The 15,224-nt window shown below is 46.6% G+C and carries 15 protein-coding genes; 13 read left to right on the plus strand and 2 right to left on the minus strand.

The features are described from left to right. Window positions 1-39 precede the first annotated feature (39 nt). Entirely contained in the window at window positions 40-3,048 is a 3,009-nt protein-coding gene (gene rne / locus QWZ05_RS17565; protein WP_290299740.1) for a ribonuclease E, read from the minus strand. Between the two features lie 727 nt (window positions 3,049-3,775). On the opposite strand from rne, the gene rluC reads away from it, so the two are divergent. Continuing rightward, the gene (gene rluC, locus QWZ05_RS17570; protein WP_290299742.1) at window positions 3,776-4,723 is read left to right on the plus strand and encodes a 23S rRNA pseudouridine(955/2504/2580) synthase RluC; all 948 of its coding nucleotides are present in this window, start codon (window positions 3,776-3,778) and stop codon (window positions 4,721-4,723) included. On the opposite strand, the gene QWZ05_RS17575 is transcribed toward rluC, so the two are convergent. After that, window positions 4,720-5,307: a Maf family protein gene (locus tag QWZ05_RS17575; protein ID WP_290299744.1), complete on the minus strand. Its 588-nt coding sequence runs from the start codon at window positions 5,305-5,307 to the stop codon at window positions 4,720-4,722. The two genes, rluC and QWZ05_RS17575, sit on opposite strands and share 4 nt — an antisense overlap. Before the next feature lie 146 nt (window positions 5,308-5,453). Between QWZ05_RS17575 and yceD the strand changes: the two genes are divergently transcribed. The 12 genes from yceD to holB all read left to right on the plus strand — a co-directional run bounded on the left by yceD (window position 5,454) and on the right by holB (window position 15,224). Next, window positions 5,454-5,978, plus strand: coding sequence for a 23S rRNA accumulation protein YceD (yceD, locus tag QWZ05_RS17580; RefSeq protein ID WP_264877059.1), 525 nt, complete (start codon window positions 5,454-5,456; stop codon window positions 5,976-5,978). A gap of 31 nt (window positions 5,979-6,009) precedes the next feature. Continuing rightward, on the plus strand, window positions 6,010-6,180 hold the full coding sequence (gene rpmF / locus QWZ05_RS17585) for a 50S ribosomal protein L32 (RefSeq protein WP_004414666.1): 171 nt from the start codon (window positions 6,010-6,012) through the stop codon (window positions 6,178-6,180). A 9-nt stretch (window positions 6,181-6,189) separates the two neighbouring features. After that, window positions 6,190-7,215 (plus strand): phosphate acyltransferase PlsX, encoded by a 1,026-nt coding sequence (gene plsX / locus QWZ05_RS17590; RefSeq protein WP_290299748.1) that lies wholly within the window; start codon window positions 6,190-6,192, stop codon window positions 7,213-7,215. A gap of 5 nt (window positions 7,216-7,220) precedes the next feature. Continuing rightward, on the plus strand, window positions 7,221-8,201 hold the full coding sequence (locus QWZ05_RS17595) for a beta-ketoacyl-ACP synthase III (RefSeq protein ID WP_264877061.1): 981 nt from the start codon (window positions 7,221-7,223) through the stop codon (window positions 8,199-8,201). 50 nt (window positions 8,202-8,251) lie between these two features. Further along, window positions 8,252-9,178, plus strand: coding sequence for an ACP S-malonyltransferase (gene fabD, locus QWZ05_RS17600; RefSeq protein WP_264877062.1), 927 nt, complete (start codon window positions 8,252-8,254; stop codon window positions 9,176-9,178). An 18-nt stretch (window positions 9,179-9,196) separates the two neighbouring features. Further along, window positions 9,197-9,931, plus strand: coding sequence for a 3-oxoacyl-ACP reductase FabG (gene fabG, locus QWZ05_RS17605; protein WP_290300817.1), 735 nt, complete (start codon window positions 9,197-9,199; stop codon window positions 9,929-9,931). A 231-nt stretch (window positions 9,932-10,162) separates the two neighbouring features. After that, on the plus strand, window positions 10,163-10,396 hold the full coding sequence (acpP, locus tag QWZ05_RS17610) for an acyl carrier protein (protein ID WP_004406112.1): 234 nt from the start codon (window positions 10,163-10,165) through the stop codon (window positions 10,394-10,396). Window positions 10,397-10,489: 93 nt separating this feature from the next. Continuing rightward, window positions 10,490-11,731: a beta-ketoacyl-ACP synthase II gene (gene fabF / locus QWZ05_RS17615; RefSeq protein WP_264877071.1), complete on the plus strand. Its 1,242-nt coding sequence runs from the start codon at window positions 10,490-10,492 to the stop codon at window positions 11,729-11,731. A gap of 85 nt (window positions 11,732-11,816) precedes the next feature. Further along, a complete protein-coding gene (pabC, locus tag QWZ05_RS17620) occupies window positions 11,817-12,632 on the plus strand; it encodes an aminodeoxychorismate lyase (protein WP_264877072.1) in 816 nt (271 codons plus the stop codon). Beyond that, window positions 12,626-13,639: an endolytic transglycosylase MltG gene (gene mltG, locus QWZ05_RS17625; RefSeq protein ID WP_390216857.1), complete on the plus strand. Its 1,014-nt coding sequence runs from the start codon at window positions 12,626-12,628 to the stop codon at window positions 13,637-13,639. The genes pabC and mltG overlap by 7 nt, the downstream gene beginning before the upstream one ends. Beyond that, entirely contained in the window at window positions 13,639-14,277 is a 639-nt protein-coding gene (gene tmk, locus QWZ05_RS17630) for a dTMP kinase (protein ID WP_264877073.1), read from the plus strand. Before mltG ends, tmk begins: the two co-directional genes overlap by 1 nt. Beyond that, entirely contained in the window at window positions 14,274-15,224 is a 951-nt protein-coding gene (gene holB / locus QWZ05_RS17635; protein ID WP_290299755.1) for a DNA polymerase III subunit delta', read from the plus strand. The genes tmk and holB overlap by 4 nt, the downstream gene beginning before the upstream one ends.

Raw genomic sequence — 15,224 nt, forward strand, 5'->3', positions numbered from 1 at the left:
AGCGGGCATTGAATTGGCATTACTTGAAGCTGAAGCCGATTAGTAGGCTGGCTTAGTCATGCCTGCAGTTGCTTGATTACTTGCAACTTGGCTACCTGCGCCTTTACCGACGAAGCGTTCAGCACGGAAAGGTGCAGCGTTTACTTCAATCGTTTTCAGCTCTTGTGGGCCAGCAGCTTTCGCCATGCCTGCTGATGCGTGACCTTTCAGTTGCGCTGCAGGTGCCGTTGCTTTCACAGCAATTGGTGCAGTTTTAACAGGTGCTTGTGCCACTTTTGCTACAACTTTCGGTGCTTCCACTACAGCCTTAGGTGCTTCAACTTTTGCTTGTGCCAGTTTAGGAATCACAGGATTCACTACAGCAGGAACAATCAAACGAGGCGCTTGAGTCACAGGTGCTTTATCTACAACTTGCTTAGGCGCTTGTGCAGTCGCTTTCGCTTCAACTGGGCGCATGATGATTACTTTGCCCATTGACGCTTCTGGGCGAGCTACACCACTGATGATCTGCGTATGTTTAGCTTGTGACTTACGAGGTTTTCTTGAACCAGGCTTCGGCAGGTCATATTTCGGTATCACTTTACCCATAGACATCTCAGGAGACGCTACACCACCAGCACGTAGGCGGAATGGGTTAGGGCGGCGATCGCGGCCACGACGGCGACGTTGACCACTAGCACGCAAATGACGAGGTGAGCGACGGTTACGACGACCCTTAGGCGCTTTCTCATCGCTTTGAGCGTCTTCACCGTTGTTCTGAGCGTTAATGTTTTGTGCATTACTGTTCTGAACGCCGTTGTTTGCAGTTTTTGCCTTTTGCTTGTCAGCTTTACGCTCAGTTGGTGCTTTTTGTGCTTCAACTGGTTGAACGGCTGTTTCTTGTGTTGCTTTTTGCTCTGCTTGGTCCTTAACACGCACACTCTTGTTCAGTTTACGACGCTGACGACGTTCTTTAACGCGAGTGGTTTTCTCTTCTTTGCGCGCTTGCTCAGGTTTATCATTCTGAGCTTCAGCAGCAATCTTCAGACCTTGCTCTTCAACTTTTGAAGGTTTGCTTGCTTCATCACGATCACGCTTGTTGCGGCGATCTTGACGAGGTTTGCGAGTTTGCTTCTTCTCTGTTGGTTTTGATGTATTTTCTTGCTGCTCAGACTCAGATTTAACTTCTTCGCGCGCCGGCTTACGCTTGTTCTTATCGCGGTTGTTATTACGGCGACGTTGATCATTGCGGTTATTATTACGGCGTTGACGATTGTTGTTGCGCGGCTTCTCTTGCGTTTCTTCTTTCTTCTCTTCTTCTTTTTCTGAAGAGCCGAACAAGAAGCTAGCAATAGCTTTAAAGAATCGAGATAGACCAGAGCCTTGTGTCGATTCTTTGCTCTCTGGCTTAGCAGGCGTTTCTGGCTTAGCTTTCGCTACAGGCGCAGGAGCCACTTTTTCTGGAGCAGCAAAGCCTTTAAGTACCGGCTCTTCAACTTTCTTAACTTTCGTATCTGTCTCTGCAACATCGCGAGCTTCTGCTTCTTTCATTGCTTCAAGTTTCTTTGGAACAAGGTAAGACAGAATGTTTTGCTCTTCGCCGTCACGAACACGGATCACCTCAAAATGTGGCGTCTCCATGTCTGAGTTTGGCACGATAGTGATTTTCACTTCCTGATTGCGCTCAATGTGATTTACCGAGCGGCGTTTTTCGTTCAGCAAGTAAGAAGCAATAGACACAGGTACAACCGCAAGAACTTGCGATGTGTTGTCTTTCAGAGCTTCTTCTTCAATGAGACGCAGAACAGAAAGCGCTAGAGATTCGTTATCACGAACAACACCAGTACCTGTACAACGAGGACAGATGTGGTGGCTTGCTTCAGCCAATGAAGGGCTTAAGCGTTGACGTGACATTTCGAGTAGGCCAAAACGAGAAATACGACCAATCTGTACGCGAGCGCGGTCTAAACGAACAGCATCACGCAGGCGGTTTTCAACTTCACGCTGGTGGCGAACTGGTGTCATATCGATAAAGTCGATAACAACAAGACCACCAAGGTCACGTAGACGCAATTGACGAGCAATCTCATCAGCCGCTTCTAAGTTTGTGTTCAGTGCAGTCTCTTCAATATCGCCGCCCTTCGTTGCACGAGCAGAGTTGATATCGATTGAAGTCAGTGCTTCTGTCGGGTCAATAACAATTGAGCCGCCAGAAGGAAGACGAACTTCGCGCTGGAACGCAGATTCAATTTGGCTTTCGATTTGGTAATGACTAAACAGCGGTACTTCGCCATCGTACTTCTTCACACGGTTTATGAAGTCAGGACGAACTAGTCGGATATGCTCGACCGCACGCTCATAGATAGTGTTGCTATCGATAAGGATTTCGCCGATGTCGCGACGCAAGTAGTCACGAATCGCTCGAACAATCACGTTACTTTCCTGGTGAATTAGGAAAGGTGCTTCGTTAGAGTCAGAGGCTTGCTTGATGGCACCCCAATGATTTAGCAGTACGTTCAAGTCCCACTCAAGCTCTTCAGCGCTTTTGCCAACGCCCGCAGTACGAACGATTAGGCCCATACCTTGAGGTAGTTCTAGCGTGCTGAGTGCTGCTTTTAATTGAGTGCGCTCATCACCTTCGATACGGCGAGAAATACCGCCAGCGCGAGGGTTGTTTGGCATCAATACTAGGTAGCTACCAGCAAGAGAAATAAAGGTCGTTAGTGCCGCACCTTTGTTGCCGCGCTCTTCTTTTTCTACTTGAACAATAACTTCTTGGCCTTCAGTTAGCACTTCTTTAATGCTTGGACGACCTTGGTAGCTATAGCCTTGAGGAAAGTATTCGCGGGCAATCTCTTTAAGAGGGAGGAAACCGTGTCTTTCTGCGCCGTAGTCGACGAATGCGGCTTCTAGACTTGGTTCGATTCGGGTGATGCGGCCTTTATAGATATTGGCTTTCTTGGATTCATGACCAGGACTTTCAATATCAAGGTCGAACAGCTTTTGGCCGTCGACCAGCGCAACGCGCAACTCTTCTTTTTGAGTTGCGTTGATTAACATTCTTTTCATTTAAATAATCTCGTTATCTTTTTCATTTTTCGCTTGCTGCTTGATTCCATTCGCGGCGCCAGATCCCGTGGTTACATAGTTGCAGCCTCCCGGCTGGAGGGATGCTCTTGGACGCTTCAGTTGTCACGCGCTTCTTTTAGATAGGCTCGTGACCCACTATATCGTGGAGATACTCAACACGAATGAGTTCGAGTAGAACAGCAAGCTTGTCTTTGCTTGGAATTGTCTTACGCCCTGTGCAGCAATCCACAACAAAGTGTCTACTCTGTTTTGCTTTTTCTCATATCACTTATCTGTCATCAAACTAAGACGTTTCCATCGAATTATTGAGTAATCGGGTCTGGTCTCAAGACATGAAGGTCAGATTTTCCTGACTAAAGTATTGATGAGATAGTGGAAAGGTATGTTAAATAAATGACCTAGCCACTATTTGCAGCAGTGAACTATAGCAGTGACGTGAAAAGTCAGCAATCTGCTTTGTTATAAACAAGGTAAAAAAAGCAAAAATAATTTGTTCACTGTGACGTAAAGCCCCGTTTATTGGGCTTTTGGCTATTTTTGTAGCAGACAATGCACAAGGTTTATCCACAGTTATCTCGCTGCGTAAAAAATGCGCTTTTTTCTGCGCTTAGGGGGCTATGGAGTCGATAAAAATGTGAATTAGTGCGCTTTTGAGTGGTAAACTGTCACAAAATACGTTTCAGATAACCCCCTTGAGCAAATCTCAATGAATGAAATTAGAACCCAAGTCCAGCTTATCGATATCGATGAAGATATGGCAGGACAACGAATAGACAACTTTCTTCGCAACCAATTAAAGAGCATACCTAAGAGTATGGTCTATCGCATCGTGCGCAAGGGTGAAGTGCGAGTAAACAAAAAACGTATTAAAGCGGAATATAAGCTACAAGCAGGGGACGTGGTTCGTATCCCACCTGTCACGATTCCAGCATCGACTGAAGAAGCTCAAGCGCCAAGCACCAAGCTGAACAAAGTTGCTGAGTTAGAAAGTAAGATCATTTATGAAGATGATCATATGCTGATTCTTAACAAGCCTTCCGGTACTGCAGTCCACGGGGGGAGCGGATTGAAGTTCGGTGCAATAGAAGCCTTGCGCGCGCTCAGACCAGACGCTCGCTTTTTGGAATTAGTGCATCGAATTGACCGAGATACCTCAGGGATACTGTTGGTCGCTAAGAAGCGTTCTGCGTTGCGTCACCTGCAAGCGCAGTTTAGAGAAAAAACCGTTAAAAAGTTCTATTTTGCTTTGGTGATGGGGCAGTGGAAGCCAAGTTGCAAGGTAGTGAATGCTCCGCTGCTAAAAAACGAAGTGAACAGTATTGTGCGTGTGAACCCGAAAGGGAAACCATCAGAGACGCGCTTTAAAATTATAGAGCAGTTTGAGCAAGCGACACTGGTTCAAGCAAGTCCGATCACAGGGCGTACACACCAGATCCGTGTGCATACGCAATATACTGGCCACCCAATAGCGTGGGATGATCGATATGGCGATCGCCGCTTCGATGCTTATACAGCACAAGTGGGCTTGGATAGATTGTTCTTACACGCGGCTAATATTCGTTTCATCCACCCTAAAACAGAAGAGTGGATGGAAATCAATGCACCGATGGAGAAACGTCTAGAAAAAGCACTTTCTGGATTGAGAAAGCGCTAGAGTGTGTTGAGTCCCTGCTTGGCAAGTAAGTCAATCAGGGTAATGAGCGGTAGGCCTACGAGAGTGTTGGGGTCTTTTCCCTCTAGCTTTTCAAACAGGGCAATGCCCAAACCTTCACTCTTAAAACTACCTGCACAGTAAAACGGTTGTTCTTTGTCGACGTAATACTCGATCTGCTTCTGACTTAGAGTGCGGAAATGGACGTGAAAAGGTTCAACAACCGTTTCAGCAAGGTTTGTCTCGGTGTTAATCACACTTAGGCCGGTATAAAAAGTGATGGTTTTACCGCTTTGCGCGGTTAACTGTGCAATGGCATTGTCTCTTGTGTGAGGTTTACCTATTATCTTGCCGTCAATGATACAGACTTGGTCTGACCCGATAATTAGGGCAGGGCATTGCATGTGGCTTTGGCAAGAACGCGCTTTATCTTGTGCTAAGCGAGCAACAAGGGCTTCAGGGGTTTCTCCTGCTAATGGTGTTTCGTCGCAGTCGGGCTTTACACAAGAAAAGGGCAAGCCAAGCTTCTCCAATAGTGATTGACGAAATGGAGAAGTGGATGCGAGTACGAGTTGGTATTGTGTCATTTTTTAATCACTTGCTGTTTGTTGTCACAACGAATTAGAGACAATATCGCTCATGCCGCTAATACGCTAGGGGAAGGCAAAAAAACTCTAAGTTTTTTCCCTTTTCCTTTGACTAATTTTGAATTGGGAGATAATATTCGCGCCCTATGCAAAAGGTAAAATTACCGCGAACGGTAGATCCAGCAAAAACTGCTCAAAAACGTCTTGATTACGATGGCATCATCCAAGCAAGTCTTTTTAAGCGTTTATTGGAAACTACTGAAGGCGTAAAACGCGACGCAAACGTCAAAGTATCATTTGGGCTTGATGAACAGCGACTTGTTGTTATCTCTGGTAAAGCTAACATCGAAGTCGATCTTGAATGTCAACGCTGTAATGAGATATTCACACATTTGTGTGAAATCCAATTCACTTATACTCCCTACTATAGCGAGAAGAGTGAAGAGGAAGCACCGGAAGAGTACGATTTGGTAGATCTTAACGAGTACGGTGAATTAGATCTTATACAGCTAGTTGAAGATGAGTTTATCCTCGAATTGCCGCAAATTGCGATGCATGACGAAGCGGACTGTAGCGTTAATTCAAACAATTTGGTGTTTGGTGAAATTCCAGAAGAGATTGTGGAAGAGAAACCGAATCCATTCGATGTTTTAAAAAGCCTAAAGAAGTAATTCTTTAAGTTCTAACATAGGAGTAGGGTCAATGGCCGTACAAAAGAGCAAGAAATCACGTTCAATGCGTGGCATGCGTCGTTCACACGATGCACTAACTACAGCAGCACTATCTGTAGACGCAACTTCAGGTGAAACTCACCTACGTCACAACGTAACTGCTGAAGGTTACTACCGTGGCAAAAAGGTTATCAACAAGTAAGGTTGACCTTTGCAAAATTTAACCGTTGCACTTGATGCAATGGGCGGGGACTTCGGTCCTCGCGTTACAGTGCCTGCCTCCGTGCAGGCACTGTCGCATTTCCCAACGCTAAAAGTGATCTTAGTCGGTGATCAATCCCTGATTTCCGCACAACTCCTAAAACTTGGCATTAGCGAGCACGCTAGGCTGAGCATTCGTCATACAGATCAAGTCATCTCTAACAACGAAAAACCTTCTGTTGCCCTAAGGCATTTCCAGCAAAGCTCAATGGCTGTATGCCTAGAACTAGTGGCCCAAGGTGAGGCGGGAGCCGTGGTCAGTGCCGGCAATACCGGTGCATTGATGGCACTGTCTCGCTTTAAACTCAAACTTCTTCCTGGTATCGACCGACCTGCATTAGTCTCCGCGCTTCCGACCGCTGGCAACAAGCGAACTTGGATGTTGGACTTAGGAGCGAACATCTCTAGCGACGCAGATTCCCTGTTTCAATTTGCCGTGATGGGTAGTGCACTCGCAGAAACCGCCCATACTGCACACCCGCGTGTCGCAATCTTGAATATCGGCGCGGAAGAAATTAAAGGTAATGATTTAGTTAAACGCTGCGCTGAAATGCTGTCTCAAGCGGATGGAATCAATTACATCGGTTACATTGAAGGGAATCAGATCTTTAATGACAAAGCAGATGTGATAGTGTGTGATGGCTTTGTCGGTAACGTTTGTCTGAAAACCTGTGAAGGTACAGCGCAACTGTTTGTCGATAAGCTAAAAAACTGGATGGCAAGTTCGTCAATTCGTGGTTGGTTGCTTCGTAGGTTACTCCCTGACTTGTTTAAAGAATTAAAAACACTGAACCCCGACCAGTATAACGGTGCAAGTTTGCTAGGATTGCGCGGCATTGTCATTAAAAGTCATGGAAGTGCCGATGTTACTGCTTTTGAAAATGCCATAGGCGAGGCAGTACACGAGGTGAAACGACAGATTCCGAGCCGCATCAGCGATCGTCTGGAAGCGGTATTACTCGAGAGGCATTATTAGTCTTCATGTATAGCAAAATTTTAGGTACAGGCAGCTACCTGCCATCTCAGGTGCGTTCAAACGCAGACCTAGAGAAAATGGTAGAGACAAGCGATGAATGGATTGTTACTCGTACGGGTATCAAAGAGCGTCGTATTGCTGCAGAAAATGAAACCGTGGCTGACATGGCTCATCACGCGGCGGAGAATGCCATTGAGATGGCGGGTATCGATAAGAATGATATCGATATGATTCTTGTCGCGACAACCAGTGGCTCTCATGCGTTCCCATCAGCGGCGTGTCAGGTTCAAGCACTGTTGGGCATCAAGCACTGTCCAGCATTCGATATGGCAGCAGCGTGTTCAGGTTTTGTTTATGCTCTATCGGTTGCTGACCAATATATCAAAACAGGGCATTGTAAAAATATTCTTGTGATTGGTGCAGATGCATTATCAAAAACGTGCGACCCTACTGACCGCTCAACCATCATTTTATTTGGTGATGCGGCAGGTGCAGTTGTTGTTGGTGCAAGTGAAGAGCCAGGCATTTTATCAACAACCATCAATGCAGATGGTCGTTTTGGTGATCTTCTAAGCCTGAAATACCCGAATCGTAGTGATGACATGCCGGGTAGCTTTGAGCACAGTGACGACATCAACAGCTGGCTACACATGGCGGGCAATGAAGTATTCAAAGTTGCGGTGACTCAGCTTTCTCGATTGGTGAAAGAAACACTGAAAGAGAACAACATGGATAAATCAGAGCTTGATTGGCTTGTTCCCCATCAGGCAAACCTGCGCATTATTTCCGCGACAGCGAAGAAATTAGCGATGCCACTCGATCAAGTGGTGATCACCTTAGACCGTCATGGGAATACTTCGGCAGCGACCGTTCCAACGGCACTCGACGAAGCGGTTCGTGATGGACGAATTAAGCGCGGTCAAACCCTTCTTCTTGAAGCGTTTGGTGGCGGATTTACTTGGGGCAGTGCCCTAGTTAAGTTTTAGGATCTGGGCTCTTAAAGAGCCTCTATTGACAGTTTTTAAGGAAATAAGACATGAGCAACTTTGCGATTGTATTCCCAGGTCAAGGTTCTCAAGCGGTTGGTATGCTTGCTGAACTTGGCGAACAATATGATGTGGTTAAGCAAACTTTTGCTGAAGCTTCTGACGCGCTTGGTTACGACCTGTGGGCCTTGGTTCAAAATGGTCCAGTGGAAGATCTCAATCAGACATTCCGCACTCAACCAGCACTTCTTGCTTCATCAGTTGCTATCTGGCGTGTTTGGCAAGAACTGGGTCTAGAGCAACCTGCGAACTTGGCTGGTCACAGCCTCGGTGAATACTCAGCACTAGTGTGTGCAGGCGTCATTGACTTTAAACAAGCGATTAAACTGGTTGAGCTTCGTGGTCAACTTATGCAAGAGGCAGTCCCTGCGGGCGTTGGTGCAATGTATGCGATCATTGGTCTTGCTGATGATGCGATTGCTCAAGCGTGTGAAGAAGCAGCGCAAGGTGAAGTGGTTTCTCCAGTGAACTTTAACTCGCCTGGTCAAGTGGTTATCGCGGGCAATAAATCTGCGGTAGAGCGTGCTGGAGCACTTTGTAAAGAAGCTGGTGCGAAACGTGCACTTCCACTGCCAGTATCTGTGCCTTCACACTGTGCGCTAATGAAGCCTGCAGCTGACAAGCTTGCAATTGCGCTTGAAGATATCGAATTTAATACACCAGCGCTCCCTGTGATCAACAACGTTGATGTTATCGCAGAGACAGACCCTGCGAAAATTAAAGATGCGCTTGTACGCCAGCTATACAACCCAGTTCGTTGGACCGAAGGCGTACAGCTAATGAATGAGCAAGGCGTAGAGAAGCTACTCGAGCTTGGTCCTGGCAAAGTTCTAACGGGTCTAACAAAACGTATCGTTAAGTCGTTAACTGCGGCTGCAGTTAACGATGTTGCATCTCTAGATGCAGTGAAATCGTAATAAAGGATTAAGAGTATGATGAATCTAGAGGGCAAAGTTGCTCTAGTAACGGGTGCAAGCCGTGGTATTGGTCGTGCAATCGCTGAGCTACTTGTTGAACGTGGCGCAAAGGTTATTGGTACGGCAACATCGGAAGGTGGCGCTGCAGCGATCAGTGAATACTTAGGTGATAATGGTAAAGGCCTAGCACTGAACGTAACAAACGTTGAATCGATTGAAGCGACATTAATAACCATCAACGAAGAGTTTGGTGCCATTGATATCCTAGTGAATAACGCGGGTATCACACGTGACAACCTACTTATGCGCATGAAAGACAGCGAGTGGGATGACATCATCGATACAAACCTAACGCCAATCTTCCGTATGTCGAAAGCGGTGCTTCGTGGCATGATGAAGAAACGTGCGGGTCGTATTATCAACGTTGGCTCTGTTGTGGGTACGATGGGTAACGCTGGCCAAGCAAACTATGCGGCGGCGAAAGCGGGTGTGATTGGCTTTACTAAGTCGATGGCACGTGAAGTGGCTTCACGCGGTGTAACAGTGAACACGGTAGCACCAGGTTTCATTGAAACCGACATGACTAAGGCGCTAAATGATGAGCAACGTGCGGCAACTCTGTCGAACGTACCAGCAGGTCGTTTGGGTGACCCGAAAGAGATTGCCTCAGCCGTAGTATTCTTAGCTTCTCCTGAAGCAGCCTACATAACGGGTGAAACATTGCATGTAAATGGTGGCATGTACATGGTTTAGTGCTAAAGTTGGTTGAGTTTGGCTAAACTTCACATTGTTACGCTAAACTTGCCAAGTTTTAGTCAAGGTCTGCACATAAAATGTGCATGATATATGTCAAAAATGAGCTGAATTTCGGTTAAAATCGCTAAAATTGTGGTTTGACCAGCAAGGTCCCCCTTGCAACTTTCAATAGTTCTAATAAACTACGGAAACATCGCATTTAGGCGACATCTGTAAAGGAAAAGAAAAATGAGCAACATCGAAGAACGCGTAAAGAAAATCATTGTTGAACAGCTAGGTGTAGACGAAGCAGAAGTTAAAAACGAAGCTTCTTTTGTTGACGATCTAGGTGCAGATTCTCTAGACACTGTAGAGCTAGTTATGGCTCTAGAAGAGGAATTCGACACTGAGATTCCTGATGAAGAAGCAGAGAAAATCACTACTGTTCAAGCTGCAATCGACTACGTAAACAGCGCTCAGTAAGATACTCTCCCAGGCGGCCATCTGGCCGCCTGTGTTTTTTATACTCTCTTCTAACCCCTCTTAGAACCAATTTACATCCCGGAGAATAAGATCGTGTCCAAGCGTCGCGTCGTTGTCACTGGCATGGGTATGTTGTCACCAGTTGGCAACTCTGTAGAATCTTCATGGAAAGCCCTGCTAGAAGGTCAAAGTGGTATCGTAAATATCGAGCACTTTGATACCGAAAATTTTGCCACTCGTTTTGCAGGTCTTGTAAAAGACTTCGATTGCACTGAGTACATGTCTAAAAAAGATGCACGTAAAATGGATTTATTTATCCAATACGGTATCGCAGCTGGCATCCAAGCACTGGATGACTCTGGGCTAGAAGTTAACGAAGAAAACGCACACCGCGTCGGTGTTGCAATTGGCTCTGGTATTGGCGGCTTAGACCTAATCGAAACTGCACACACAGCACTAGTAGAAAAAGGTCCACGTAAAGTTAGCCCATTCTTTGTTCCTTCAACTATCGTTAACATGGTTGCAGGTAATCTCTCTATTATGCGTGGTTTGCGTGGTCCGAATATCGCGATCGCAACGGCGTGTACAACAGGTCTTCACAACATTGGCCACGCTGCTCGTATGATTGCATACGGCGATGCAGAGGCAATGGTTTGTGGTGGTTCTGAAAAAGCATCCACGCCACTAGGCATGGCGGGTTTTGGCGCTGCAAAAGCGCTTTCGACTCGTAATGATGAGCCGCAAAAAGCGTCACGTCCTTGGGATAAAGAGCGCGATGGCTTTGTACTGGGTGACGGTGCAGGTGTGATGGTACTAGAAGAGTACGAACACGCTAAAGCGCGCGGTGCAAAAATTTACGCTGAACTGGTTGGTTTCGGTATGTCAGGTGATGCTTACCACATGACGTCACCAAGCGAAGACGGTTCTGGTGGTGCACTTGCGATGGAAGCGGCAATGCGTGATGCGGGTATCGAAGGTACTCAAGTTGGCTATGTAAACGCACACGGTACGTCGACACCGGCTGGCGATGTTGCTGAGATCAAAGGCATCAAGCGTGCTCTAGGTGAAGAGGGGGCTAAGCAAGTACTTGTCTCTTCAACTAAGTCTATGACGGGCCACCTACTTGGCGCAGCAGGTTCTGCAGAAGCGATCATCACAGTGATGTCACTTGTAGACCAAAAAGTACCGCCAACGATCAACCTAGACAACCCAGAAGAGGGCCTAGACATTGATCTAGTTCCTCACGTCGCTCGCGATGTAAACATGGAATATGCTCTGTGTAACTCGTTCGGCTTCGGTGGCACAAACGGTTCATTGATCTTCAAGAAAATCTAATCAAGGTCTCTGACACTTGTCTACCAACGGCTTGATGCTTTAGCATTGAGCCGTTTTGTTTTATCTGTCATAAGGGAATAGGTGAATGATTTGGATTAATGGTGAGCCGCGCGATACTACGAATGTGACTGACCGTTCTTTTCAGTATGGTGACGGCGTGTTTACCACTGTATTAGTTAAAGATCAGAAACTCATTCATTGGGATGCTCATCAACAGCGATTGATCGCAGGCCTATCTCGACTTCACATTACTCCGCCAGATTGGCATTTGGTGAGCGCTTGGATTGGTTCAGCCTTAAAGCGCGCGCCTTCTGATAGCCTTTCAGGTATTAAGGTACACGTCAGCCGCGGCTCAGGTGGCAGAGGATATAGCCCGCTTGGATGTCAAAATACGCTCGTCACTGTTAGTGGCTTTGCTTACCCGAAGCATTATTTAGAGTGGTTTGAGCAAGGTGTTGAACTGGGGATTTGTCACCAGACGTTAGGCATCAACCCGTTGCTTGCGGGAATTAAGCACAATAATCGCCTGGAACAAGTTTTACTCAAATCAGAAATGGACCAAGCAGGATTTGCTGATGGTATTGTGTGCGACCTTGACGGATACGTGACGGAAACCACCATGGCTAATCTGATTTGGCGTAAGGGCGAGTGTCTTTTTTCACCGAAAATTGACCGTGCAGGCGTTGAAGGCACTGCGCGTAATTATATGCTAGCGCGTGCAGCAGACCTTGGGCTGAGCGTTGAGTTAAGTCGCTACAAAATGCAATCTTTGCTCGAAGCGGATGAGGTCTATATCACCAATGCGGTATTGGGCATTGCGCCCGTGCGGAAAATCGAGCAACATGCTTTCTCATTTTCTAACCTCGCTGAACAACTACGCAAGAGTTATATGTCGTGTTAAAAAAATTTGTTTTCTTTATATTGCTGTTGGCTGCCCTTGCGGGTGGCGCTTTCTATTACGCACAGCAACAGTTAAATCAGTTTCTTGCTCAACCACTACAAATTGAGCAGCAAGAGATCCTGCAGGTCCGTCGTGGCGCTAATATCAACAGCGTCATTAATCAAGCGCTCGATGCAAACTGGATTGAGCCGTCACCGTTTAGCCGTTTAGTACGTCGTTTACATCCAGAGTTAGTCGACATTAAAGTCGGTACGTTTGCTATTGATGAAACTATGTCTCTGCAGAACATGTTAGAGCTCGTTGTGTCGGGTAAAGAGCACCAATACTCGATTACTTTCGTTGAGGGCAGTCGTTTCGATGAGTGGCGAGTGTTACTCAAGGATGCTCAGGGTTTAGAGTTGGTAACGACTGAGATGAGCGAAGCTGAGATCGCCAAAAGTCTGGGTGTTGAACGCGATAAATTAGAAGGGCTATTTTTGGCGGAAACGTACAATTATACCCATGGTACCAGTGATCTAGATATTCTGCGCCGTGCCCATCGTTCTCTACAGCAAAATCTCGATAACTTTTGGCAGTCTAAGCAACCAAAACTTCCGTTGAAAACGCCTTATGAGGCCCTGATTCTCGCTTCAATTATTGAAAAAGAGACCTCGGTTGCAGAGGAACGTGGTTTAGTGTCGGCGGTCTTTGTTAATCGCCTTAATCGCGGCATGAGACTGCAAACTGACCCAACGGTGATTTACGGTATGGGTGATAAATACCAAGGGCGTATTGGCCGTAAGGGGTTAGATACACCGACACCTTACAACACCTATATTATTAATGGCCTGCCACCCACACCCATTGCGATGGTGGGTACTGCTTCTCTTCATGCAGCACTAAACCCTGAAGAGAGCGACTATATTTACTTTGTCGCCAGCGGCAAAGGTGGACACGTATTCTCAAAGACGCTGGCGGAGCATAATCGCGCTGTCCGTGCCTACTTAAAACACATAAGAAGTAAATAATGAGCCAAGCAAAATTTATTGTCATTGAGGGTCTTGAAGGCGCGGGAAAGAGCACTGCGATCCAGCGTGTGTTGGATACACTGTCAATGCATGGGGTGAGCCAAATTGAGCAGACTCGAGAGCCAGGTGGCACCAAGCTAGCGGAAGCGTTGCGTACCCTTGTCAAACAAGAACATGAAGGTGAAGCTCTGATCGATACCACAGAGTTGCTCATGATGTATGCCGCTCGTGTTCAATTAGTTGAAAACAAAATCAAACCAGCGTTGGCAAGTGGCGCATGGGTGGTTGGCGACCGTCACGATATGTCTTCTCAGGCGTATCAAGGTGGTGGCCGTGGCATTGCTGCTGAAACCATGTCGGCATTGCGTGATATTTCTCTTGGGGGTTTTCGTCCAGATTTAACGATCTACATGGATATTGATCCTCGTGTTGGCTTAGAGCGAGCTCGTGGGCGAGGAGAGTTGGATCGGATTGAAAAAATGGACATCAGCTTTTTCGAACGAACGCGCGAACGATACTTGAGCTTAGCGCGAAACGATAAAACGGTTATCGTGATTGACGCTAGCCAAAGCATTGAAGCCGTGGGTGCCGATATTGAAGCCGCTCTTCTCGAGTGGTTAAACAAGGAGTCGGTGTGACCACACTGTATCCGTGGATAGAGCCACTGTGGAAGCAGTGGCAACCTACCCTTGAACAAGATAACTTTTCGCAAGCGATACTCCTCAGCGCGCAAGCTGGTATGGGAATCGATCAGCTGGTTAAACTATTGGCGAAAACACGGCTGTGCAAATCATCCAACGATGAGCCTTGTGGATTCTGTCATAGCTGCGATCTGTTTGATGCCGGCACTCATCCAGATTTTCATAAGCTTGCTCCTATTGAGGTCGGTAAATCGATTTCAGTTGATCAAATTCGCCAATGTCAGCAGTGGGCTCAACAAAGCTCACAGCTTTCAGGTGTTCGCGTTATCTGGATTGATCAGGCTGACGCAATGACAGAGTCAGCAGCAAATGCTTTGCTGAAGTCACTCGAAGAGCCGTCGGAAAGTTGCTCTTATGTATTGAGTGTCGAAAAGGTTAATCAGCTACTTCCAACCATTATTAGTCGCTGTCAGCAGTGGTCTGTAGCGATACCACCACACCAGCAAGCTAAGCAATGGTTGTTGAATGAGGCAGGAGACAAAGATCTCGATCTTGCGCTGCGCCTAGCTGGAGGATCTCCATTAAACGCACGACAGCTGATCGATGATAAGAAGGTTGCTTCGTATCACAAGCTTGAGCAAGCATTGTTACAAGCACTCGAAATCAATACCCTGTTTGCGTGGCATGATGCCGCTAAGTTGCTTTCTGACGATTATACACAGGGATTAACCTGGCTGTGGTATCTGTTGACCGATGCGCAAAAACAGTTATTTGGCATAGAGAGTGAAGGGACGTTGCCCGGGGCACGTCGTGTTGGAGAGTTAACTAGAAGTGATAAGCTATACTCACAAACGAATGCACTTGTTCAGCTGCTTAAGCAATTTCATGACCATTCTGGCCTAAATAGAGAGTTGTTAACCTTAGACTGGTTGATGGCGTTTTAA

The sequence above is a fragment of the Vibrio agarivorans genome (genome assembly GCF_030409635.1).
GTDB lineage: Bacteria > Pseudomonadota > Gammaproteobacteria > Enterobacterales > Vibrionaceae > Vibrio > Vibrio agarivorans.